General features: G+C 35.8%; 23 protein-coding genes and 1 pseudogene. 5 read left to right on the forward strand and 19 right to left on the reverse strand.

Annotation, left to right across the window (positions count from 1 at the left end):
- Positions 1-212 precede the first annotated feature (212 nt).
- Both ACQKMI_RS17345 and ACQKMI_RS17350 read right to left on the reverse strand, forming a co-directional pair.
- Positions 213-518: a monooxygenase gene (locus ACQKMI_RS17345; RefSeq protein WP_427490960.1), complete on the reverse strand. Its 306-nt coding sequence runs from the start codon at positions 516-518 to the stop codon at positions 213-215.
- Positions 519-533: 15 nt separating this feature from the next.
- Complete coding sequence (locus ACQKMI_RS17350) at positions 534-1472, reverse strand: DsbA family protein (protein ID WP_427490962.1); 939 nt, start codon at positions 1470-1472, stop codon at positions 534-536.
- Between the two features lie 142 nt (positions 1473-1614).
- Here ACQKMI_RS17350 and ACQKMI_RS17355 point away from each other — a divergent pair, with 142 nt between their 5' ends.
- A complete protein-coding gene (locus ACQKMI_RS17355) occupies positions 1615-2184 on the forward strand; it encodes a TetR/AcrR family transcriptional regulator (protein WP_427490964.1) in 570 nt (189 codons plus the stop codon).
- 66 nt (positions 2185-2250) lie between these two features.
- Here the strand turns inward: ACQKMI_RS17355 and ACQKMI_RS17360 are convergent, their stop codons facing one another.
- The 7 genes from ACQKMI_RS17360 to ACQKMI_RS17390 form a co-directional block, all read right to left on the reverse strand.
- Positions 2251-3207 carry an alpha/beta fold hydrolase gene (locus tag ACQKMI_RS17360; RefSeq protein ID WP_427490966.1) on the reverse strand — a complete coding sequence of 319 codons (957 nt, stop codon included), beginning with the start codon at positions 3205-3207 and terminating at the stop codon, positions 2251-2253.
- Between the two features lie 74 nt (positions 3208-3281).
- The gene (locus tag ACQKMI_RS17365; RefSeq protein ID WP_427490968.1) at positions 3282-3785 is read right to left on the reverse strand and encodes a GNAT family N-acetyltransferase; all 504 of its coding nucleotides are present in this window, start codon (positions 3783-3785) and stop codon (positions 3282-3284) included.
- A 343-nt stretch (positions 3786-4128) separates the two neighbouring features.
- The gene (locus tag ACQKMI_RS17370) at positions 4129-4380 is read right to left on the reverse strand and encodes a hypothetical protein (RefSeq protein ID WP_427490970.1); all 252 of its coding nucleotides are present in this window, start codon (positions 4378-4380) and stop codon (positions 4129-4131) included.
- 283 nt (positions 4381-4663) lie between these two features.
- A complete protein-coding gene (locus tag ACQKMI_RS17375; RefSeq protein WP_427490972.1) occupies positions 4664-5239 on the reverse strand; it encodes a GNAT family N-acetyltransferase in 576 nt (191 codons plus the stop codon).
- A 265-nt stretch (positions 5240-5504) separates the two neighbouring features.
- Positions 5505-5810: a CD3324 family protein gene (locus ACQKMI_RS17380; RefSeq protein ID WP_427490974.1), complete on the reverse strand. Its 306-nt coding sequence runs from the start codon at positions 5808-5810 to the stop codon at positions 5505-5507.
- A 354-nt stretch (positions 5811-6164) separates the two neighbouring features.
- Positions 6165-7937 carry an oleate hydratase gene (locus ACQKMI_RS17385; RefSeq protein ID WP_323647993.1) on the reverse strand — a complete coding sequence of 591 codons (1773 nt, stop codon included), beginning with the start codon at positions 7935-7937 and terminating at the stop codon, positions 6165-6167.
- Positions 7938-8555: 618 nt separating this feature from the next.
- On the reverse strand, positions 8556-9275 hold the full coding sequence (locus ACQKMI_RS17390; protein WP_427490976.1) for a nitroreductase family protein: 720 nt from the start codon (positions 9273-9275) through the stop codon (positions 8556-8558).
- Between the two features lie 30 nt (positions 9276-9305).
- On the opposite strand from ACQKMI_RS17390, the gene ACQKMI_RS17395 reads away from it, so the two are divergent.
- On the forward strand, positions 9306-9677 hold the full coding sequence (locus ACQKMI_RS17395; RefSeq protein WP_427490978.1) for a winged helix-turn-helix transcriptional regulator: 372 nt from the start codon (positions 9306-9308) through the stop codon (positions 9675-9677).
- A gap of 107 nt (positions 9678-9784) precedes the next feature.
- Here ACQKMI_RS17395 and ACQKMI_RS17400 read toward each other — a convergent pair whose 3' ends face one another.
- The 7 genes and pseudogenes from ACQKMI_RS17400 to ACQKMI_RS17430 form a co-directional block, all read right to left on the reverse strand.
- On the reverse strand, positions 9785-11224 hold the full coding sequence (locus ACQKMI_RS17400) for an MDR family MFS transporter (RefSeq protein WP_427490980.1): 1440 nt from the start codon (positions 11222-11224) through the stop codon (positions 9785-9787).
- A gap of 572 nt (positions 11225-11796) precedes the next feature.
- Positions 11797-13449, reverse strand: coding sequence for a DUF4179 domain-containing protein (locus ACQKMI_RS17405; RefSeq protein WP_427490982.1), 1653 nt, complete (start codon positions 13447-13449; stop codon positions 11797-11799).
- Positions 13436-13969: an RNA polymerase sigma factor gene (locus ACQKMI_RS17410; protein ID WP_427490984.1), complete on the reverse strand. Its 534-nt coding sequence runs from the start codon at positions 13967-13969 to the stop codon at positions 13436-13438. Before ACQKMI_RS17410 ends, ACQKMI_RS17405 begins: the two co-directional genes overlap by 14 nt.
- A 171-nt stretch (positions 13970-14140) precedes the next feature.
- Positions 14141-14221, reverse strand: a pseudogene (locus ACQKMI_RS17415) (RNA polymerase sigma factor); the annotation flags it as partial.
- A 358-nt stretch (positions 14222-14579) separates the two neighbouring features.
- Positions 14580-14816: a small acid-soluble spore protein Tlp gene (gene tlp, locus ACQKMI_RS17420; RefSeq protein ID WP_053595505.1), complete on the reverse strand. Its 237-nt coding sequence runs from the start codon at positions 14814-14816 to the stop codon at positions 14580-14582.
- Between the two features lie 250 nt (positions 14817-15066).
- Positions 15067-16428, reverse strand: coding sequence for a TraB/GumN family protein (locus ACQKMI_RS17425; RefSeq protein WP_427490986.1), 1362 nt, complete (start codon positions 16426-16428; stop codon positions 15067-15069).
- Between the two features lie 233 nt (positions 16429-16661).
- Entirely contained in the window at positions 16662-19136 is a 2475-nt protein-coding gene (locus tag ACQKMI_RS17430; RefSeq protein ID WP_427490988.1) for an S-layer homology domain-containing protein, read from the reverse strand.
- A gap of 326 nt (positions 19137-19462) precedes the next feature.
- Here ACQKMI_RS17430 and ACQKMI_RS17435 point away from each other — a divergent pair, with 326 nt between their 5' ends.
- Complete coding sequence (locus ACQKMI_RS17435; protein WP_427490990.1) at positions 19463-19648, forward strand: hypothetical protein; 186 nt, start codon at positions 19463-19465, stop codon at positions 19646-19648.
- 413 nt (positions 19649-20061) lie between these two features.
- Here the strand turns inward: ACQKMI_RS17435 and ACQKMI_RS17440 are convergent, their stop codons facing one another.
- Together ACQKMI_RS17440 and glmS are read right to left on the reverse strand one after the other, a co-directional pair.
- Entirely contained in the window at positions 20062-20310 is a 249-nt protein-coding gene (locus ACQKMI_RS17440) for a LapA family protein (RefSeq protein ID WP_323648011.1), read from the reverse strand.
- 274 nt (positions 20311-20584) lie between these two features.
- Entirely contained in the window at positions 20585-22387 is a 1803-nt protein-coding gene (gene glmS, locus ACQKMI_RS17445; protein ID WP_427491014.1) for a glutamine--fructose-6-phosphate transaminase (isomerizing), read from the reverse strand.
- A gap of 840 nt (positions 22388-23227) precedes the next feature.
- Here glmS and ACQKMI_RS17450 point away from each other — a divergent pair.
- Positions 23228-23569, forward strand: coding sequence for a PadR family transcriptional regulator (locus ACQKMI_RS17450; RefSeq protein WP_427490992.1), 342 nt, complete (start codon positions 23228-23230; stop codon positions 23567-23569).
- Positions 23559-24131, forward strand: coding sequence for a hypothetical protein (locus tag ACQKMI_RS17455; protein WP_323648029.1), 573 nt, complete (start codon positions 23559-23561; stop codon positions 24129-24131). The genes ACQKMI_RS17450 and ACQKMI_RS17455 overlap by 11 nt, the downstream gene beginning before the upstream one ends.
- Before the next feature lie 294 nt (positions 24132-24425).
- Here ACQKMI_RS17455 and ACQKMI_RS17460 read toward each other — a convergent pair whose 3' ends face one another.
- Positions 24426-24947: a type 1 glutamine amidotransferase domain-containing protein gene (locus ACQKMI_RS17460; protein ID WP_427490994.1), complete on the reverse strand. Its 522-nt coding sequence runs from the start codon at positions 24945-24947 to the stop codon at positions 24426-24428.
- Positions 24948-25246 lie beyond the last annotated feature (299 nt).

The raw sequence follows: 25246 nt of genomic DNA on the forward strand, positions 1-25246 counted from the left end.
CAGCAGATAGAATACATCCGTATTTATCAAGCTCTTCACAAAATAATGTATATACACTTTATATACAATATATACACACCAGATTATTTTTGCAAGTAATAAATTATTTTTAGCCAAAAAAAGAACATGAGATTGTTTAATCACAATCCCATGTTTTCAATTCCGCATTATTTAGTTGATAAAACTGCCAATGATGACCTTAGCTTAGGAAACTATTTAATTGGTGCATGATTAATTGTTGATAATGCTTCATTCACTTCGAAGATCTTCCCACGAATATCGGTAACACCAAAACTTGTTAATCGTTCTGAATGCATGATTAAATAATTTTCAGCATCTGTTTTGGTTTCAAATAAATAGATCCCACCAGCTTCTTTAGCCGCTGCATTCTCAGTCCAAATCTTCCAGATCATACCCGACTCTTCGTTAATACTTTTCGCTAAATCAACGAATGCCTCGGACATTTCTTCACCGAATGGTCCATCCATTGTAAAATCCACTTGTAATAAATAGTTCATGATTAACCCCCCCTTTTATATAAAACGACTCTTTTCTTTCATTACAAAATAAGTTTCACCAAGTATTTCTTTCGCATCATAAGCAGTTGATGCAAGCTCTTTTTCAGCAAATACGCTGATATCCTTTTGCTCAATATCATACATTACTTCGATCTCTCTCGAAAAAAGAAGCTTTTCTTTCTCAAGTAAACTGAAAAGTGCCGGCTGTTGTTTCGGCTGTAGTTCATCTAAATGAAGAACTTGTTTCAGCCCAGCAATATAGGAATCTAACGTTCGGCTACCGACAATTTTTACACCTTTATTTTCTTCGTTCAACATGATAATGCTTGGAAATCCTCTAACCCCTAGTTTTGAAGCTAACGCAAGATCTTCACTTAATAATTGCTGTCCAATCGTTAGTTCGGCCTCTTTTATAACCTTTTCCCCATCAAGTCCGATATTATTAACGATTGCAATTAAAACAGATTTCTCTGCAATATTTTGATTAAATACGAAAACTGCTTCTCTTGCACGGCGTAAAAATATATTTGCTAAATCCTCATTTTGCTGTTGAATCACTTTAAACACCTTAGATGGAGGATAGGAAGATTGAATGGGATTCTCAAGCCAAAGCGTACCATCAATCGGCATACGACTATGCTCGCCAACCTCTCTCCAGTGTCCAGCCACATCTGATGGGCTTGATATACCATTAGATACATCAGCAAAGCCGGCCCATTTTTCTAGCAAACCGCCCATTATAGTATGGACATTAACATAATGACCATATTGCTCTACAAAGCGACGAAGAACTGGCTCTAATGCCCAACAATGCGAGCAGATTGGATCAGTCACATAATATAAATCAATCGATATCCTTTTTTGATCGAAATCAATCACCTGCGTTTCGCTATCTTCTGAAACACCACATACACCCGTTTCTAAATCACAAATTAAATTATTATTGTTCGTCATCATACTCACCACTTTCATTTTAATTGCTTTATAAGCGTATTTTAGTTAATAATGAAAATCATCTGTACCAATAGTTCTTTAGATTTGTCGTATATACAACACATTGAAGAAATTGTTTAAAAAGTAGGAGTGATGCAAAAAAATGACTCAATCAAAGACTGATCCTCGTGTTCTTCGTACTCGCAAATTAATTATGGATTCTTTTATTGAACTTTCAGGTCAAAAAGAGTTTAAGGGTATTACTGTGAAGGATATTACGACAGAAGCTATGATTAATCGCGCAACATTCTATTATCACTTTCAAGATGTATATGACTTATTGGATAAAGTATTATCAGAAGTATTATTAGTTAATTTAAATTGTAGTATCTTCGAAAAAAGCGATCTAAATGAAGAATCAATTATTCTTATTTTTACAGCCATAACGAACTTTCAAAAATCTTTATCTAATCGTTGTCATAGAGGATACGAAGATACCATTTCCCGTATTATTAGGGAGCATCTCGAAATCGTTTTTTACAAGATGTTATTAAAACAACATAATATGAAAGAGGATGCGGCACTAAAAACTACCGCAGTCATACTAAGTTGGGGAATTTACGGTGCTTCTGAGGAATGGAGAAAAAATAGTATGGATAAATCCCCGGAGGAATTTATTAAATTGTCAATTCCTTATATATTATCTGGGATTACTTTAGATTCTAAAAACTAGGAGTTTCCATATCACATAAAAGTAGAGCATGTTCTGAAAAGATTGTTCAAAACATGCTCTGAAGATTTAACGATTTAAACTCTCTATATAATTTTCTGATTCATTAGCTATTCGCTTATATTCGATATCATGAATATAGTGGGAGCAATCTAATTTTATTAATGTTCCGTATTTATGCTTACTGATAAAATTCTTCTGAAATTCATTCCACGCCTCCCCATTCCAACCTGTCCCTTGACCGTTTGAAGAGAACAAAAGCATAGGAACATTTGGGATTCCAGCCGCTCCTACCTTTTCTGCATTTTTCTTAATATGCTTAACTTCATTCATCATATTTTTAGTTGCCGTTCTGCGATAAAAAATCACTTTATACAATTCTTTTTCTTCATCTGTCAAAGTCCCATATTTTATAGCATCACTTTCAGACAGACCCGAAATCCATCTAGTAAAACCAATATTTGCAGCAAAGGCACTTAAATGCAATAGAGGCATATTAATAGCATAATTTTTATATGCAGCAGGAACGGCCATATCCAACCCTATAATTGCCTTTACTTCATTCGGGTAAACCTGAGCCCAATGCAATGCTTCAATACCAGACATCGAATGCGGAAATAAAATATATGGCCCTTCAACGCCTGATTTTAATAGAGCTTCTCTTGTTTCATTTAAAATAGTATCCATATCACGGTCAGTATCTGAAATGTCACTAAATCCATAGCCTGCCTTTTCAACGACAACAATTTTATATTTATCGCTTAACAATGAATATAATGATTTAAAATCTAAAACAGGTGAGCTTGTGCCTCCTCCAGACATAAATACAAGCGTACCTTCGCCTTCTCCATCTCCTTCTATGTACACATGCATTTGATGACCATTCACTTCTACCATTTTCCCTGTTGGCGTAAATAATTGATCTTCCTTTGATAATTGTATTTGATGAATAATATAACTTGTCGTAATAATTAACAAAAGTATCGCTGTAACAATTGAAAAAAGTATCATTATTCGTTTGAACACGTCTTTCAACCACCCCTCACAGGATTTTTACTATCCAACAAGCCTAACTTAACCAATAGAAGACACCTTGGCTTTTAGAGTTCCAAAAGATAATCGATAAACTGTAGCTTTTGGCCATTCATTTCGAATTCATCATCACTTAAATACACTTGTTTAAAACCATTCTTTTCAAGAACCCTTTGAGATGCAATATTATTTGTTGTTGTTTTTGCTTTAATCTTTTTTACACTTACTTCTGTTTCTAAAAGTAGTTTTAAGGCTTTGGCCCCTATTCCTTTTCCGCCACATTCTTTACCTACTCTATAGCCAACCTCTGCTATATCGTTCGTTTTATCTATATCTACTAAATTAATTCTTCCGACAATATTTCCTGAGTAGTCCCTTATTAAGTAGAACCTTGATTTTTCTTCTTCTTGTTCTTCTAATAGCTCTCTATGTTTCAATTGAAACTTTTCAAACATATAATAATCTTCCCCACGACTGGGTACCATTTGTTCAAAGAATAGTCTATTATTCTTTTCAAACTGAAATAATTCTTCTGCGTCACTTTCTCGTAAGCTATTAATAGATATTTCCAAGCTAACTCATCCCCTCGTTCTTTAAAAATACATCACAAAATCCATACTCGTAATAAAAAAACAATTCGATTGCGGTATCATATTGGAAACTTGAAACAAAGAAATATACAAACATTCCGCTCTAGCGCATATGCGTAGACTACTAAGAAAAATCACCCCTCTAAATCTTTCAATCGTCTCCGAATAATAGCTTCTGAAACACGAAGTATTGTGCAATTACTCGATTACTTTTCCCAGCATTTTTCTCACCTTCTCATGCGTTATAACTCTAAATTATTTGTTATAAAGCTTTGTGAAAAATATATATGATTCTTTCATTCAAAAAAAGAAAGCAGATCTATATCTACTCTCTTGATTGTTTAGGAAAAATATAAAAATAAAAAACGAAACCAATGATAATTGCGGGTAGTAAAGCAATTCCTATATTTTGTACAAATGCACTTGCAAGCAATTTAAAAATCTCAATAATATCTTTAGATAAAATGTTTTGATACTGTTCTGCACCTGTCAAACCTCTGATTATTAAAGTTAAAACAAAAATAATGATATAACTAATTAAGCTATATTTGATACTTAACTTTATATTTCTCTCCATTTTATTCCCCTTTCCTTACTTATTGTATGCTTATTATTACATATCAAAAATTCTATTAAAAGGAATTTTCAGGAATATAAAAAAGTAGAATACTACCTAATAACGCGACAAAACTCATTAATTAGATTGTTGTCGCACTTCAAAAAGTCCGTATAATCATCCATTTCATAGATGAATTCTAGCAATTATCTCAAGGCATAATCTCCATCATTTACATACCGTCCTCGATCGTCGGGATCATTATTATCAAATAGAAAAGCGCCATCTGAGATTACCATAAAACTTATATATTCTTCTTCGAAAACTCGGTATTCAACAAACTATAGATCAACATATCTTTGCATTCTCCTGTAACGCTATGGCATTCAAACTGTCTTAAGCAGCCTTCTTCCTTAAAGTTGAATTTCGACAATAACTTCTTTGAAGCTATATTTCCTTCCGTGACAATTGCCTGTATTCTTACTAAACCTAACTGATTAAATCCTATTGATAATACTTCTTTAACAGCTTCAGACATAATACCACGATGCCAATATTCTTCAGATAATTCATAGCCAATTTCAGCTCGTTTGCCCGCAAATTCACTCAAGAAAATGGTACCAATAACTTCATCCGTTTCTTTGTTAGCAATAGCAAAACGAATAATCCAACCTTTATCATAGCCTTCGTTCCAAAAATGAATTACTTCATAACTTCTTTCTAAAGTCTCTGGTCCGTTCCAATCAAGATAGCGATATACATTTTCATTTGAATAATAATTGAATAACGCAGGAGCATCCTCCAACTTCAACTTTCTTAATTTAATACGTTCAGTTTGTACTGTTGGAAAAGAGGTTCCTAATAACTCGGTAAAGTTCATTTTTTTCTCTCCTTTTTTTGAATGCATATCAAAATAAACTAAAGATGCAAATTCTAAAGAATCTGATTAAATCATACCCTGCCTAGATTGCATGAAAAAACCTCATACATATTTCATAAAAGAAAATAAGCCAACGTGGCCAAAAACCACACTGGCTTATTCTATTCTTCTTTTTTTCTCTTTTAGTACAATTCTTTGAATACTCTTTGAGGACAAATAATATTTTTCACCTAAAGTAGCCGTGTCCGCTCCCGATAGATAATCGTTATAAAAAATCAATTATGCCTCGGCATAATTGCGTCCGGAATCGGCTTTGTGCTTGCACAAAGAACTCCTTTCCGATTCCGTGACATCCGCCGGAGGCTTTAACTTCTTTCAGCGGTTTTTTGGAAACCCGCTGAAAGAAGTTATAGTTTCTTACATCCAATTCTTTTCTGGTTGCAGTATTGGACCCCCAGTCCTTCTTATGTTCTGCTCTTCGCGGTATATAAATATATTCACCGTCCACATATTCTTGTATTAACTCTAACAACTCAGCTGGTAGAATATGCTTTGCTTTTTTATAGCTCATATTTGCACTCCTAAATGTTAATATTTTTTAGGAAGAGCAAAGGCTATTTTATTTATCTTATATTGCAATAGCCTTTGCTATGCAAAAAAAGTATACCTTCTCATCAAACAATCCCCCCTCTATATCTTTGTAATTTTATTCCATAATATACTATATAATCAAAAATACAAAGGGGTTTTATAAATTCCCGTACGCTTTGATAAACAAATGAAAAAGTACAGCGATATAACTGCTAATGTGGCAACTAGACTGTTTCTGAAAAATGCTAAGGATCTAACCGCTATGGTTGATGCTTTAAGATCGTATCGCAAAAAAGCTGATTCAATTAAGAATCAGCTTTTTTAGCATATATATTTATATCAATTTACTGTCTTTGAGTAAATCATAGATGATTGTGTCTTTTGTTTTATGAATACCAAATTTACCTATTTGTTTTAAGATAAATGGCGCATCTACATCTGTTAATTTTTTACCGTCAAGTAAGCGAGCAGTTGAAGATAATAAAGTACGGATATCATAAGTAGATGCAAATACTTCTGGAACGCCTCGATCAATATCTAACAATTGATAGACAGCTTCCATCGCTGTTCTTACTGAATACTCAGTTGTAAATACTGTGTCTCTTTCAGTTTCACTAAAGTTCCCCATGAAAGCTAAGTTAACAGATCCATTAGGGACAACTAAAGGACGATCTCCCATTGCTCTAGGCATGAAGTAAGATGTTATATAAGGCATGTAACATGGAATTGTATTACAAGAATTTTGCGCTAAATCCGGTATTTCATCTACTGGAACACCCATATGGTACAACCACTCTTGCGCTATCTCACTTCCAGAGCATTCAGTAATACTCTTTTTAATAAAATCACCTGGTTTATTAGATAGTAAACCATAAATCCAAACGACTAATTGGTCTTTTGGTTGATCTTTAAAATGAGGTTGTCGGTTCAACGTATAGCTTAGCATCCAATTAGAATCTGTCGCAGTTACAATACCACCAGTAACTACCTTGCCTGCATACGGATCTCTTTTACTGATCTTTTCAATATATGGAGCAACTTTAGCATCCAATGTAGTTAGTGTTGCTGAAACAAACCAACTTTCTTCCGGAAGATCATCGCAGAATTTTTCTGGTCTACCAAACTCAGAGTCTTGGGAAGCGATGTTTTTCCAAAGTGACCAGCTTCCGCCTAAATCAGTGCTTATAGGGGCTGGCGTATTATTGTCACCATAAGTTGTACTCTCCGTGATACTACCATTTGTAACAAACACTAATTCATTTTCTGTTAACTCAATATTCTTTTTCACACCATCTTGTTTTAACACTAAAGTATGAGCTACCTTTTTATCGCCAACTTTATCAACTAAAACATTCTCTACAACCGTATTAAATTGGAAATCAACATTGTGGCTTTCCAAATATTTAATCATAGGTAGTACTAAAGATTCGTACTGGTTATATTTCGTAAATTTTAAAGCAGATAAATCAGGAAGGCCCCCAACATGATGAATGAAACGCATAATATAACGACGCATTTCCATTGCAGAATGCCATTTTTCAAAAGCAAACATCGTAGACCAATATAGCCAGAAGTTCGATTCAAAGAACTCTTCAGAGAAAACATCTGTAATTTTTACATCATCTAATTTCTCTTCAGGCGTAAAGAATAATTTAATCATTTCTTCAGATGCTTTATCAGATAATGTAAACTTGCCATCATCCTCAAGTCTTTGACCTCTATTTTCAATCAATCTACATTTTGAATAGTTAGGATCCTCTTTGTTTAACCAATAAAATTCATCTAAAACTGAAGCGTTTTCTATTTCTAAAGATGGGATTGAACGGAATAAGTCCCATAAGCATTCAAAATGATCTTCCATTTCCCGACCACCACGAATAATGAAGCCTCTTGTCGGATTTAGAATACCATCAAGGCTACCGCCTGAGATATCTAGTTCCTCGAGAATATGAATATTCTCTCCCTTCATTTGACCATCACGAATTAAAAAACATGCGGCTGACAGTGAAGCTAGCCCCGAACCAACAAGATACGCTGATTTCTCATCAACACCCACAGGTTTTTTAGGACGTGCGAAAGCCTCATAATTACCATTACTGTAATACATAATACCGCCTCCATAAACTATTATCGTGATATAGCATACCACTAATTAGCATGATAATGGTAAAATGAGAGATAAATTAACAAAAAATTCAATTTCGGAGTTGGCATGTAAAAATACATATCCTTCTAATTTGACACATCATTTTATTGTATTTTTATACCAACACCTTTTGTATCAGCGGAACTGCAATAAATAAAAAGTAAATGCATCTTATAACGAATAAACTTGAAAGCGCTTGGATTAATTGCTTAATTCTCCTTCAATCATATTAACCAGAAGGCTATCCTAAAAGGATAAAGTATACAAATTTTCGAGGACAGCCTTGCATAATTATTATATTGAGAAACTAAAAGGGGACGAAAAAGGAACAAAATAATGGTTCAGGGTCCCCCTTTTATAAATCAAAACAATTTCAGCAACAAAAATAAGCCGTATACGCGATTAAAAAATCGTGATACGGCTCCGTTCAAAGGTTGATCAAAATGGCTTATTCTTCATTAGATTTTAGTTTGGATTTTTATTAAAAAATGTGATCATCTTTTATTTACATTGTTCTATAATCGCGCCCGAATACGGAATAACATATTTCTTTCTCTGTCGATTAAAATAATAAGATAACTAAATTATGTTATTTCTATACATTACCTTACTAACATTATGCCTTACGGTCTTATGGCCGACTTTAGTACCTTTACCAATGGCTATAAGCATAACATCTAAATACCTTTCAGAAATATTTAAGATATCTTTTAATTTCTTAGAATCATAGCCTGACATAGTAATTGTGTCAAAACCAGCTTCATTTGCTAACAAAATTAATGACATGGACGCAAGACTTACATCTCTAGTTAATTCTATCTTTAGATCTTCTTTTGATTTATTTTCATAATAATTTATTGCAGCATTCGCTAGATAATCTCTGAGCGATTCATCAAAATAACCCGCTTGGAAGCCTTCTTCATGTATTTTAATAATATTATCTTTGTCAAATGCCTGATAATCACCCAACATAACAATTAAAGTTGAAGCTTCTGTCACTTGTTGTTGATTAAAAGCTATAGGCATTAATAAATTTCTTAAGTCCGGATCATCAATAATTAAGTATCGAGTAGCTTGAATATTATTTCCATTAGGAGACTTACTTGCACTTTCAACTAATGAGGCTAGAATTTCAGAACTTATGTTATAACTTGAATCGTAATGTCTAACTGAACGTCTTTTTTCCAAAATATTTTTTACACTCATGGTATCAACTCCGAAATTTTTATTTATTGCACCTTTAATTATAGTAAGCAATAATAAATAAGAAAATAACGCACAAAAATGTGGTATAGCCACTTTTAAGTGCCTATTTAGGGGAGAAAGTACATGGTTAACTATAATACTGGAATCAACCTTTTTATGAATATCGCAGGTGGGAAATGGAAATGTTTAATACTCTTTTTCTTGAGCCAAAAATCAGTAAGGACAAAAGAGTTTTATGATTTATTACCTGGAATTACACAAAAAGTCTTAACGGATCAATTGAAACAGTTAGAAAGAGATGGACTTGTACGAAGAGAAATTTTTAAAGAGGTACCACCAAAAGTAGAATACAGCTTAACGGATTTAGGAAGATCATTTGTACCAGTATTAAACACAATGTGTGCATGGGGTAATCAGTATGCAACTATTAAAGGTATAGATAAAGAACAACAAATCTATTGTGATCAAACTTCACCTAATGATTCCCACTCATAATTCACAAAACAATTATTATTTAGTAGATAAACAAATCGAGAACTATATGAAGTTACTAGAATATTTATATAAAAAAGAGGACACGCTTGTCCTCTTTTTAACATTTTTTATTGCTCACTAGTTTGTGTAGATGGTTTTAATAAGAACCAAACAATTACTAAAGTTACTAGTGCTAATATAAACGTACCCATATAAATAAAATGTACACTTGAAGCTAATGCTTCTTGCGATTCAGTTACTATGTTTGCTGTCGTTCCTTCATGTCCACCAGAAGTTACAAGGTCAAGGTTTTTAATACCGCGTGCATGAATCATCGTGTTGAACATTGCCCCGAAAACTGCAGCTCCTAATGTTTGGCTAAACGTATTGATAAATGTGTTTAAGCCAATTGCTGTCCCGCGCGTATGATTTGGAACAGCCGCTTGAATTGTTACCATGTAGATAGGTGTTATAAGCCCCATTCCTAAGCCGAATAATCCAACTGCAACATAAATGAGGAATGCTGGTGAATCTGTTGACAATGTAAATAATGAAAAGGCAGCAACCGAAAGGACGCTAGCTCCAAGTAGAATGATTTGTTTCGTATTTAAGCTACCAACTAATTTACCTGAGAAAATAGTGCCAAATGTCCACATTACAGGTAGTGGCATTAAAATGAGTCCGGCGTCTGTTGCGTTTTTTCCTAATACACCCTGGCTCCAAATCGGAAGATACATTGTAATACTAATAATCATTGCACCAGAAATAAGAGTTAGTATATTTATAATAGATAATGTACGGTTAGAGAAAAGTGCTAGCGGAATTAATGGTTCCGGCGATTTTTTCTCAATGAATAAGAAAACAATGAATGAAACAGCTGCAAAGATTAAGAGACCAACAATCGTCATGTCCCCCCAGTTTTGCTTACTGCTACCTGTTAGTAATGCGTAAAGTAGAGCGATTGTACTTAATGAGAATACTGTTGCACCAAGATAGTCGATATGATGTTTAGCAGGCTTAATAGATTCTTTATAATAAATGACAATCATTATGCAAGCGATAATTCCAAATGGCACGTTTAAGAAGAAGATATAACGCCAAGAAAGGGAATCAACTAAAAATCCGCCAACTAATGGTCCAATAACGCCAGAAATACCCCAAACAGCACTAATCCACCCCTGTGCTTTTGCACGATCTTTCACTTCGCTATATAAGTCACCAATGATGGTCATTGTTATTGGCATAATAGCGCCAGCACCTAGACCTTGAAGGGCACGAAAGATGATGAGCTGTTCCATTGATGTAACGATACCGCAAAGTGCAGAGCCAATTAAAAATATTGTAGCTCCGATAAGTAAAACTTTTTTACGACCGAATAAATCAGCCAGTTTCCCGTAGATTGGAGTTGAAACAGCTGTGGCAAGCATATAAATTGCATAAACCCAACTAACAAGTTCGACGCCTGACAAATCATTCGTTATACGGGGGATTGCTGTACTAATAATTGTTCCTTCTACAGCAGAAAGAAATGTCATTAACATTAATGATAAAATAACTTTTTTTCTCATATTTTTCCCTTTCACTTCCATCTAGTTAAAAAAACCAATAGATAGCTAAGTATTTTTTTATTATATATCAACTAATAACTATGTATCTTCTAAAACGTCAAATTGAATATCTCCACCATTGAAACGGATATCAATCAAGCAATTATCGTCAGGCCCCGTTAATTTATCCCTCATCAACATTATGTACTTCAACTAATCCTCCCCAGTTAGCACAAAAAGCGATCAATGAACAATCGCCCTCGTTAATGAAACAAGAAAAGTTATTCATTAACCTTCTTGATAATTGCTCATTATATAATTCACAAGACAGTCATTAATTTTAACACAAATATCCATAAAAATAACCACCTCAAAGCATAGCTAAAGAGGTGATTGATGTGAAGAGATAATAAAGTTGTAAATTGAGAAAGTAGAATATAAGAGCGTTATAGTTAATCTCATTTAAAAGAGATTGTTACTTTAATTAAAAGGCCCAACTTCTCTGCAAATGAATATAGAGAAGTTGGGTTTTTACGTTACTTCATTTTGTTATATGAATAGGACTATCTTAAATTTTCAATAATTAATACAGATCATTTTCCAGACTTAAGCGGAATACGAAGCTCCTCGTTCGGCTTGTCGATTAAATACTTTTCAATGTAAATATCTAGCTCTTTCTTATTGAAATTTTCATACACATCCATTGCTTTATTACTTCCATCTTTAAGTGTACCCATCAGGTCTGGTTTCCCAAAGATAGGTCCATTATCGCCGTCCTGGTAATAGGTTTGATTGACTCCAGCAAACGCCGGGTCTGAGCTCAAGGATTCCACATAGAGGTTATTGTCCTTCAAATAATAAGTCCATGTGATTGGATACCCTGCAATGCTAGACGTTACGCTTTGAGGTTTTACTGATATGTCAGTCAAATGGATTGGATTGTCGTCTCCCCTAATTGCATCAACACGGTGCTTCGCGACGAAGGTTACAGGCTGATTAGCAAGAGAAGCCACATCCAGCCCTTTTACTTCAAAGCGTAGCTCTGTTTCGCCAATGTTTTTACCAAACCATACACCCCTAGAATTTAACAAAGTTCCACCTACATCCAGTTGATATTCCTGAAAAGGAATAGTTTCGTACATACCTTGATCTTGAGTAAGCAGCAAACGAACTTGGGTTGGTGTAACCTTCATTTCATGGATTTTCGTGTTAGGAACATTACCCATAGGGATGTCTAGCACTTGCTTATATGACCCATTTTCCATCTGTTTTTTGGAAAGATTCATATTTGTGCTCCAAGTACTTTCTTTTGTTTCTAGTATATGCTCATAAGAGATCTGGAATTTAGTTCCTTCTTTACGTAAAGTGTCAGACTTGAATAGTTGATCGACGTTTGATTTTCCGTCGCGGAATGAAAAAGAAGTACCTTGCACTTGTTTAACAGATTCACCTGCATCATTGATTGCCTCGAATTCTACACGTTTGTACGGCATTTCAGTATCCGTAAGCGTAACGTCTGATCTTAGGAGAACTTTACCTTCAGCTTGTTCAAAAGACTGTAAGGTCACGCTACCCACCCCATCCTTTTGAATTGGGAACACTTGCGTAGTTGAGTCATTAGGATTATAGCTAATGGACTGCTTCTTATTGCCGATGAATTGGATATTCTCCATTATAAACTCAACATCGGTCGTCTGCCCTTCGGCAACCCAGTCCGTCTCAAAAAATCCCTGGAATTCACCATGCTCCTCATTCCACTCGTTCGTATAATTCCCTTCAATAAAGTTACCCTTCGAATCTTTTAGTCCGATAAGTTTAAAATTTATATCCTTTACATCCTTTACATCTTGGGATGTTTCAGGTTTCAAACTATACAGCAATACAGTTCTGTTCTCGTCTACAAACGCCGTGTGAATGGTTAACGTGAAACCTTCCTTTGTAACGGATTGCTCAATCTTTTGGCCTAAGCCCTTCTCTAACGCGGACTGAATACCTTCTCTATAGGTAAGCATGCTGGACCAGTCATAAGTGAGTGCTGCATAAACTGGTGTAGCCATCAAAGCTACAGATAGCCCTGCCACCAAAGCAAAGCGTTTTCGTTTTCGAGGGCGAAGGCCAATCGCTTCACCACCAGCAACCTTTAGCTCGTCCTGCTGGATACTGCTCCACATCTGATCAAAGTCAGGGTAATCGACGTTATTTGAATCCTTCATTTGGTTTTTAACCTTGTTTTCAATGCGTTCCAAATTGGTTCTCTCCCTTCAACCATAAGTTGTTTTTTTGATCAAGTTTTTTGCGCATGATTTTTAATGCCTTATGGAGTCTCGACTTCACTGTACCCACAGGAATCTGCAGGGTTTCAGCGATCTCAGCCATGGATAGCTCACCGAGATAGCGGAGTGTAACAACTGCCATCAATTTGTCTGGTAGTTGCTTCAGTAGTTCCTCCCATTCTTCCTGAGCTGTTTTTTCTGCTACAATCGTGTCTACGGATTTAATTGAAAATGTGGCCTGCTCATGAAGCCATTGAACCTGACCCTGTTTATCCCGCTGAGTCTGATTCCGTTTTAGCAAGTTTAAGCACTGGTTCATTGCGATGCGCATAATCCAGGCACGCGTATGCTCAACGCTTTGCCAATCCTGACGAAAAACGGTGATAAATACGTCATGGCAGAGATCTTCCGCATCTTGTGCGTTTCGCAGCATGTAATAACATGTGCGGTATACATCCTTGTTATAAGAATCGAATAATTCACGCTCTGTCAATCCAAGGCACTCCTTTCTCTGTCTTATACTTTATAAACAAATGACTATTGGAAAAGGTTCATCTTTTTTAGTTAAATTATTCTTTAATTACACTTAATCCCTTTTTGTATACTTTGTTATTCAATACTAAGATAGCTGCAATAGACGAGAAAGCTTTTATCCTAAAACTCCATCTTGTGCGTTCCGCAGCATGTAATAACATGTGCGGTATACACACTTGTTATAAGAATCGAATAGTTCACGCTCTGTCAATCCAAGGCGCTCCTTTCTCTGCGTTATACTTTATAAACAAATGACTATTGGAAAAGGTTCATCTTTTTTAGTTAAATTATTCTTTAATTATACTTAATGCCTTTTATGTACTTTGTTATTCAATACTAAGACAGCTACAATAGAAGAGAAAGCTTTTATTCTAAAGAACCCCGCATTTTGAAACAATGTCAAAGTGCGGGGTTCATTTTATCTATATTTATTTTAAGTTATTTACAACCTCATAATAAATGCAGACGGTGATATAGAGGCCCATTATAGAACTTCTAAACCATCTGCTTTTGTTGGGAAGTACTTTCAAGTTGGCGAAAAGGTAGTTCCTCTTTCTAAACCTCCAATTCTACACTTCTCCTTTTTTACGTGCTGCCATTTCATCTTTCATTTCTTCTTTTAATCCTTCAATCGACTTTTGACGTCGCTTATTTTTTTCTTTAATCATTTCACTTTGCATAGGGTCTGCAAACTCCAAACTAATTTCCGCTTCATGGAGTTTTTCTTCAGTGTTCTTAACGATATCACGAATTCGTTCAACGTTATTGGATCTATCATCTGGTTTCGAGTGTCTTGAATTGGCCATTGTAACCTCCTAAAATTTCGACGTTACAATTAGTTTGTATTTTTTTTATGTTTATATGTACACTAATTTTTACTAAGAAAAGTGCTTTTGCCCTTTTTGGCACAACAAGCACTGGAGAAAGGCTTACAGTTTTCTTGCCAAGTGAGGAGACAAAAAGCCCTTAAGGAAATAGATCCCTTAAAGGCTTTTTTACTCAAATAACTATATTAAGGTACAACTTACCCTTAATCCCCGTGCTCTTTAGCTTTTTTTATTGATAAAATGGCTTCACTTTGTACTCGTTTTTCTCCAAATGATAGCGAATGCTTTTCTCACCTAAGAAGTGACCTGAACCAACAACAACAAAGTACGTACCTTTTTTATCTTTAAGTACATTCATGATTTTCTTTGCCATTTGTTCATCACGTAAACCAAATAGCATTTCATTGTACTCTGACGTTCCGCCTTCCATCGCTTGGAAGCTTTTTGCAAACTCTTCGACGTTGCCCTGCTTCCAGCTTGTAAACCACTCTTGGAGGATGTTAGATTGGTTTTCTTCAGATGGAATGATGATGTTATCCAACACAGCAACTAATGACTGTTCCTGTGCTTCTGGCGATAACGCGTCAAACATATCAACTTGTGCTTTCATACCTTCTAATTCAATCACTGGCTTTTGTTGCAGCTGTGCATTTAATAAAAAGTACATATCAATACCGTGCATCGCCATTTCTTGTGGTGTTATACCAAAGGAATCATCTGTTGACAGCATTGCTAGGGTGCTTGACAACGTCCAAGGCTTTTGCAATGTCAGTTGTTCCATCGGAAGATTGTATAGCTTTGCAACTTTCTCAAGCTTCGCATATGTTTCTGGTGCAACAGCATCTTTCAGTGTTGAGCCATCTGAATACATTGCCTTTTCCGCATAATATTCGTGCCCTTTCGTATCCAGAAGATTTGCCTCTACTAATAGCGCATCAGCTTCATCGAACGCCTTCACTAATTTTTGATCGAATGGATATAAGTCAGGTGTACCTAGGTGAATGGAACCTAGTAAATACACACGTGTATCCTCATCCTCCACTACCCAGGCTACCCCCTTCGCTCCTTGCTCAGCAAGTGCATATGTACTCTGAATGAAGCGAACAGCTAGTAGCACAGCTTGTTGCGTCGTTGCTTCCTTCTCTAATTGCAGTCCGTTTGAAGAGCCTTGTAAAATATTATGTTCTTTCATAAACTTAATGGCATCTTTGCCAACAGGTAAATCATACCGCGCCACGATATTATACAAACGCTTTACAATATCACCGCGTGTGTTATCGTTCTTCACGCTTACTGGCTTATACTTTTTATTTTCCGCTAAGCCCAATGAGGCAATTTTCTTTTCCGTTAATGCTAGCAGTTCATTTACCTTTTCCACAGAGATTTCTTGAAGGAAGTCTTCGTAATACCATTCAATTGGGAAAATACCGTATTTTTCACCCTCGTTTAAGGTCTCAATAGCCCACTCACTAATCGATGGCGCTAAGGGAGGTGATTGCTCCTCTGCATGGATCACTGGCACAACTGTAGTCAGCATCAATGAAGCGCCAAGCAACGCAGCACCCGTACGTTTCATTATCTTTTTCATCATATTATCTTCTCTCCCTTGGTCCTATTTTCTGAGTTAACATCGTTTGAAATTATAACATATATTTCCGCTCTGTTTTATACTAAATGTGAAAATGTTTACAATTTTGTATCGACTTTAAAAACCAGAAAATGCTTGGTTATTTAATATCCTATTTGGGTTTCAAAAAAGAAAAAGCCTTGTGGAGATATCTCCACAAGGCTTTTATATTTTGAACGGTTTACATTACAAACTTATTATTTTGAAATAGAACCGTCTTTAACTTTGTTGTTATTAGCATCAACTAGGTTCGTTGATTTGAATTCAACTACAATGCTATCTGTTTGATCATAGTCAGCTTTAGTTTTAATAGTAAGTTTACCACCGTCTGCAACAGCAGAATCAAGATCTACAGTTTTTCCAGCAATTTTAACTGTTAAACCTGTTGCTGTAACTTGGTTAGTAATACTTTTAGAGAAGTCTACTGTAAATGTTTTGCTATCTACTACCGTTACTTTAGAAGCTACAGGCACAACATTTTCTTTAAGTGCTACTAGAGTAGTAGCTTTTCCATTTTTAAGTGTGTTACCTTTAGAATCTACTACATTCTTAGCTTCAAATACATAATTACCATTAGCTGTGATAGTACCTTCTGGTAAAGTGAATCTTACTTTTTTAGTACCATCTACAAATTGAAGTTGAGTTCCAGCAGGTAGCTCTTTTCCTCCAAGTGTGTAGTTAGCAGCATTTGTTGCTGTTGCAGTCACATCTGCAGCATATTCAACAGTAAATACATTGTTATCTGTTACAACAACTGGTGTAGTTCCAAATACTAATGAATCTGTAGTTGTTTCAGGTGTAGCTTCGAACGTACCAGTTGTAACATTGAATGTAATTGTATCTGTAGTCACGTTGCCAACTAAATCTGCAACTGCTTTAGCAGATAATTCAAATGTATATGTTGAATTGCTATCTAAATCAATGTCAACTTTCACTGTGTTTTTCTCTGCACCCTCAATTTTACCGTTACCATCTACATCGAAGCCAGCATCTGCTTTCACCGTTGTTTCTTTTCCAGTCGTGTAAGCAATACCATTTTGAGTTTTGATTGTTAATTTTCCATCTACTTTTACAGGTTCGCTAAAAGTAAGGTATAAAGCATCTACGTCTGTAGTAGCATTTACATCATCAGCTACTAACATTTTAGTAGAGGCAGATACAAGTGTAGCAGGCGTTAAATCTTTAGATAGAATAGCATTGAACTCAAATGCATCTCCAGCATTTCCAGCTAAATCTTTATGTCCTTCTACTTTAATGTTTGTATTAATGAAATTCGCTGTATCTAATGCAGATGCTGCATCAATAGTGAATACTGTTTTATCATCTACATTTTTAATATCAGCATCTGTTAAGTAGAAAACAGTTGAGCCAACAGTTACTTTTGCATATTCTGCAGCAGGAGCTTTTCCATCAAGATTTTGTTTCTTTAATTCTTCTGAGAAATCAAAAGTGATTTCTGTACCGTTCACAGCTGTAGAAACAGTTGGTTTTGAATTATCAACGTCTGCTTTAAGAACTGTAAAGTTAACTGCGATAGGATTTGCGATATTATTAGCGAAATCAGTTGCGCCAACAATGTCTACTTTATAAGTTTGTTCAGCAGTTAAACCATTGATTGTTAACGTTTTACCAGATAAAGTATAACGATCCTTAGCAAGTTCAGTACCATTTAAGCTTACTGTTCCTTCACTTTGTACAGGCTCATCGAAAGTGATAACGGCTTTAGTGCCTTTTGCTTCAACAGAATTTACGCTAACAGGAGTTGTGTCTGCAAATGTGATTAATTTGTTGAACTCTTCAGTTAGAACTTTAGCATCTGCTTTCGTTTTGATTGGTTTTACAGTAACTTTGTCATTAGTTAATTTTAACTCTTTATTAGTTGTTAAAGTAACAGTCATGCCGTCTTCAGATACTTTTGCGTTCGTGATAGTTACACCATTGATAACATATTTCGTTGTCATTTCAGCATCAGTTTTATCAACAGCTGTGTTGAACTTCACTTCAAGTTCCTTCGCATTAAGTCCTTTTACAGAATCTACAGCTGGTGTTACCACTTTAGTTGTTGCATCAATTGTACGTTTTACCATAGTAGCGAATTCTTCGCGGCTAATTTTATCTTGTGGTGCTAATAATGAGCCTTTACCATTGATTACACCGTTTTCAACAGCCGTTTCTAAGTAAGATACAGCCCATTTAGAAGCTTTAGAAGCATCTGAGAATTTGCTAAGATCTGCTTTACCTGTTAATTGGTAACCTTGTACGATAACTTTAGCAGCTTGTTCTCTTGTTAATTGAGCTTTAGGTTCAAATTTACCATTGCCCATACCGTCAAATAATTCTGGTGAAGTTGCAAGTACTGCGTTATAGAACCAGTCATTTTCATTTACATCAGAAAAATCTTCTGTTCCTGTAGCTTTTAAATCCAATGCTTTTGATAAAATTTCAGCAGCTTCCGCACGAGTAAGGGTACCAGCTGGGTTGAAGTTTCCTTTTTCATCACCTTGGATGAAACCTTTGTCAGTTAAAAATTGTACAGCTTCTTTTGCCCAAGATGAAATGCTATCTGCATCTTTAAATTCAGCAGCTGATGCTACTGGTACGATTGCTGATGCTACTAGAGCTGCTGTAGCTGCAGTTGCGAAAAATTTACGACCTTTGTTTTGCTTTGCCATTATTATATTCCTCCAGAAATTTAGTAAAATCTGATTATTCTGCGAAAACAATATTATCGCTCTATTAATTTTTAAAATATGTATAATAAGTTTTCGAAAATAATATATTTATTACAAAAAATTATATGTAAAGCATCTTCTAAATTTATAATGATTAAATATACCAATCATAATTTGCCTTACTAGACAATAATATTACTTCCATTCCAAAAAATAAATACTAAAAATAAGGTAATTTTACTACTAAATTGGTCTAACAGGTAATTTATACCTCTATAATTGGTAAATAAAATACATACTATCTGAATAACGGTATTTATACATCCATGCAAATCAAAGATCGTAAGGCAAATGCAATTGAACTGATTATGAAGCCTTATTTCCACAGTAACGTTATCATTATTGAGAATATTTATGGTGAGATTAGGGCGGATTACGACATTAATGGAAAACAAGCTGATATTGCAACCAAGATAAATGTTTATTCTGATATCATACAGAAACTACCATAAATAATTATTGATAATTAAAAAAGCAGTGCCCCATTTTTTCTGGGCACTGCTTTTTTAAGGAAGCAAACATCACCGTATTGGCCACCCTTCAGTCGATGAACCAATATTGATGTTAATGTAAAATAAATAGGTAAATAGCTAGTACCTAATTTAAAATTTGAATGTATTAGTTTGAGCTATGCATTACCATTGGAGTTGTGAGTGGGAAACAGGCTGAGCTAAGTATTAGCGTGAGTAATTCAGTTAATACTTCAATGAGATCCCTTTAATATTAATATTGATTTGCAAGAGTACTGAAAAACGATATTCAAATTATTGAATGAAAAAAAATATTGATATCTTATTTTAGTGATGTTTATATAACAACAGCTGGGTTGTTTTACAATAGGGCTCTTAGAGAAATAGATCAACATTTAAGAATGTTGATCTATTTCTCCTCCTGCTTTTTTCAAAGCTCTTTGAAGTTGATAAATTTTCATCATACTAATTAATCCAACTAATAGGGCTCCCAATAGGACTGACCCAATAATAACGAGGATCAATGGCCACTCTGCTTTTCCAAATAAATAATTAACCGTTACCTTGTCAACATTTATAACTGAAAATACCGCGATAATTAAGACCACAATTATTGCTAATATTAAGTTCCATTGCTTTTTCATAAGTCACCTCATTCATTGTTATTTAACGATTCTATATTCACTATTATAGAATCTGGATTAACTTAGGACAATCACTATTTCGCAGTAAGGGTATAGCCTTAACAACTCTATTATTTTTCAAATATCTTTATTACCATGAAACATCCAAAACAAAAAACATCCGCTCGCTTCTTTTATTACAAGCGAACGGATGCAAATTGCACGATATTTAAATAATTATTTTTAACGACTTTATTTATATGCTAACAAGAAGAAACCTGTAGCTTACATAAAATTACTCAACCGTCACTGATTTAGCCAAGTTACGTGGTTTATCCACATCACAGCGGCGGTGTAGTGCTGCGTAATAGCTAATTAATTGTAATGGCACTACAGATACAAGTGGTGTTAGGTATTCATGAACTTGAGGGATTACTAAACGGTCACCGTCTTCATCTACGCCAGCCATGGCAATAATGCATGGGTATGCTCCACGTGCAGCTACCTCTTTAACATTACCACGGATGTTTAATGATACCGCTTCTTGTGTAACAAGGGCAAACACTGGTGTACCTTCTTCGATCAAGGCAATTGTTCCGTGTTTTAGCTCGCCACCTGCGAAGCCTTCTGCTTGAATGTAAGAGATTTCTTTTAGCTTCAAGGCACCCTCAAGGCTTACATAAAAGTCGATGTTACGACCGATGAAGAATGCGTTGCGTGCGATTTTTAAATAGTCCTCTGCGATATCCTCTAATACATCTTTTGAATCGATAATTGTTTGGATACCATTTGCTGCAATCGCAAGTTCTTGTTTCAAATCGAATTCTAAGCCTTTGCCATTAGCTTTCGCCGTTACATAGGCTGTTACAGCAAGTACAGCTACTTGCGCTACATATGCTTTTGTAGAAGCTACTGCAATTTCAGGGCCTGCATGTAATAACAGCGTATGATCGGCTTCACGTGATAGTGTAGAGCCAGGTACGTTTGTAATTGTTAATGTTGGATAACCAAGCTCTTTAATTTTCACAAGTACTTGACGGCTATCTGCTGTTTCACCTGATTGTGTAATAAAGATAAACAATGGTTTTTCTGAAAGTAATGGCATATTGTAGCCGAATTCACTTGAAATATGAACTTCTACTGGAATACCAGCCATTTTTTCGAAATATTGCTTACCAATTAGACCTGCATGATAGCTTGTGCCGGCAGCAATAATATATAGACGGTCTGCTGCTCGTAATGCTTCTAAAATATTTGCGTCAATTGTTAATTCGCCATTCTCGCCTTCGTATGCTTGAATGATTTTACGAATAACTGTTGGCTGCTCATCCATTTCTTTCAACATATAGTGAGGGTAAGTACCTTTTTCAATATCGCTCATATCAAGCTCTGCTGTGTATGGTGCACGCTCTACTATTGAACCGTCTAATTTTGAAATTTCAACGCTAGCTTTGTGTACGATTACGACCTCTTTATCGTGTAGCTCCACATATTGATCAGTTACCTGTAGCATAGCCATCGCATCTGAAGCTACTACATTGAAGCCTTCACCAACACCTACTAAAAGTGGCGATTTGTTTTTCGCAACGAAAATTGTATCAGCCGCTTCTGCATCTAGAAGAGCTAAAGCATAAGAGCCGTGTAATAAAGATAAAGTTTTACGGAACGCCTCAGTTGTGCTTAAACCTTCTTTCACAAATAACTCTACTAATTGCACGATGACTTCTGTGTCTGTATCAGATTTCATCGGGATACCTTTTAAATAAGTTTTTTGTAATAAATGATAGTTTTCAATAACTCCGTTGTGTACTAACGTAAAACGTCCTGATGTACTTTGATGAGGATGTGCATTCAGACGGTTTGGCACACCGTGAGTTGCCCAACGTGTATGACCAATACCTACTTTTGCAGCAACGTCCTCGTCTACTGCGTCACGTAAATCAGCAATACGGCCCTTTTCTTTGAAGACTGTTACACCTTCTTCATTACGTACTGCAATACCTGCTGAGTCATAGCCACGGTACTCTAGTTTCTCTAAACCTTTTAATAAGATTTCCTTTGCATCTGATTCACCAATATATCCTACAATTCCACACATAATTTCTTGTCCTCCGATATCGTCAATTTGACGCAATGACAAATTAGACCTTAACTTATCGAATTTTTTATGAATGTAAAAGCTATACTTATTTTTAAATAAAATAAGCGTAACTAATACATACACATTTTTAACACTCATTCAGCCATCTGAACAGTAACCATTCGATACGTGAGGTTTCTCTATTTATCTATTGCTTTAACTATACCTTCTCCATTTTCTGTACATTCAATCACTCAAATGCTTTCAAAATGAAAAGTGACAATCGGGTATGTCGATCGGGAGGTATCCGCCGAATTTTCGATAAACCTCCACCTCGTCTGCTGAAGATAGTTTCGTCCAATTTCTTCAGCTCAGGCGCTATAATTGTTTTTCCGATTTTGCGCTTTCTTCCCTCCTTATGCGCTCTCGTTAAATGATAAGGTCGGACCTCATATTCAACTTCTCCATAATACTCAATCATATGCTGTACGTCAAATTTTCGTTATAAAAAACACCTATTTCCCCTACTTTTTAGTGACAACATGTAGACAAACAATCTGCTATAAAGCATTATTTTGAAATTCCTATTAAATATATGATGTATTTTTCATAGGTCAGCAACAACTATTCTCTGCTATAGAAGCTGCGTTAGCACTGCGCTTTCGCACAAAAAACATCTGTTGCTGACGCTTCGCTTTCGCACAAAAAACATCTGCAGGCCTAAGCACAAAGCCGATTCCGGACGCAATTATGCCGAGGCATAATTGATTGCGCTTGACAAAACCCACTACTTAGCAATACTATATACAGTACTTAGCAACACTTAGTACAGGTAAAGCTTAGTCTAGGGGTGAGATCGTGGATAATCTGAGTGAAATGCTCAAAGGAGTTTTAGAAGGTATTGTATTAGAAATCATCAGCCGTGGTGAAATCTATGGTTATGAGATTGTCAAACATCTCACGCAAATGGGGTTTGAGGGCATAGCTGAAGGAACTGTTTATTCGTTACTTATGCGGTTAGAAAGAAACCGTCTTGTTAATATTGTCAAAAAGCCATCTGAAATGGGTCCACCAAGGAAATTTTATACGCTTAATGAACAAGGACAAGAAAGATTGATGTCCTTCTGGGCTAAATGGGATTTTTTAAGTAGTCGCATTGAAATTTTAAGAAATAATGGAGGGAACGAACATGAGCTTTAGTCGTGAAATTCAGGAGAGAATTAATCGTTTTGCAAAAGAACAATCTCAGAATTATTTGCAAGACGCAGAAATGACCTATATGGAAAAGCTGCGCAAAAAAAGCGGGCAAACTAAACGTAAACTAGACAAGCAACTGGCCAAGTTTAAAGGGCGTTCCGATCAGGGTCGAGAAGCACAAGACGACATGACACTATATATGAGCGATTATATGAATGATTTAATGTCACAAGGTTTAACGGAGCAGGATGCTTTTAATAAGGCCAGCGAGGAATTGAAATTTGCTAGTAACTCTGAGCAATCTGAGGATTTAAATGAACGCTTCCAACAGTATTACGAAGATCGTGACCCTGCAGATTATGAGGCGATCGGGTTGTTTTATGGTGGTTTTCTATTTTTAGGATTGGGTATCGGCGGTTTAATCGGTTTTCTAACTGGCGGTGGATATGAAGCTTTTTTGGACAGAGGCTGGATTAATACTGCAATCGGCGCTGGTGTTGGCATTATCATCGGTATCGGACTTGGGCAAATTACCAATGCTATTATCGCGTTGAAAAAGAAGTAGGACTGTCCTAATTAGAATCAATTATGCCTCGGCATAATTGCGTCCGGAGGCTTTAGGCCAACACGATGTTGGTCACTCAGTCGTTGCCACAGGACGTGGCGTTCTTAGACTGAGTTCCTATATTTTAGCAGGTGTTTGGACACCTGCTGAAAAGTAACTTTAATTTGCATTAATCCCACCACTATAGAGGTGGGAGAATTCTGTACCTGTCGCTACGCTTTCGGTACAAAAGACATTTACCGAAAGAAGTTAAAACATAAAAGGCACAAGCAGAATCGCTTGTGCCTTTTAAACTTAGCCTTCTTCACTCTCTAATAATTTCACAATTTCTCGATTAAATGCTGGTAGATCCTCCGGTGTGCGACTTGTTACTAATTGTTTTTGGCAAACAAACACTTCCTCATCATGGAATATCGCACCTGCATTTTCTAAGTCTACTCGAATTGATTTGTAGCCAGTTGAGTCACGACCATTTAATGTTTTTGCTGTAATGAGTAATTGAGGCCCATGACAAATAGCAAAGGTTGGCTTCATATCGTCCATAAACTCCTTTACAAATGCCACAACACGATCATCTACACGTAATATATCAGGAGAAAACCCACCTGGGATGAACAATGCATCAAATTCAGAAGCCGTTACCTCATCGATGCCTTTATCAATTTTTACTTTCTCTCCGTGCTTACCTTCTACCTCAATGCCCGCTGTCGTATCAATCGTTATTAGTTCATGACCTGCCGCTTCTAATGCTCCTTTAGGACTCGTAAATTCGGCGTCCTCGAACATATCAGTAATCACCGTAGCAATTTTAGCCATTGCAATACAACACTCCTTGTCATTGTGACTCTGTACTACTGTTCCCATTCTCTTTGAAAACATTCATTTCATCGGCGAGCTTTCAATACTATCCGTCACTTCGATAATTCTATCCACAACTCTTGCTTTTCTATCCGTCTCTTTTTTCTGCCTAATAAAAAAACCCGACCTCCTTTGAAAGGAGATCGAGTTGTTGATAAATTTCGCCTTGGCGTAATTTCGTCTGGATTTTGAATTGTGCCTAGGCCTGCACGAGGGCCGACACGATGTCGGTCATTTCGGTAATGCCACAGGACGTG

Origin of the sequence: Lysinibacillus sp. NPDC097214 (assembly GCF_050277945.1) — a bacterium.
GTDB classification, from domain to species: domain Bacteria; phylum Bacillota; class Bacilli; order Bacillales_A; family Planococcaceae; genus Lysinibacillus; species Lysinibacillus xylanilyticus_B.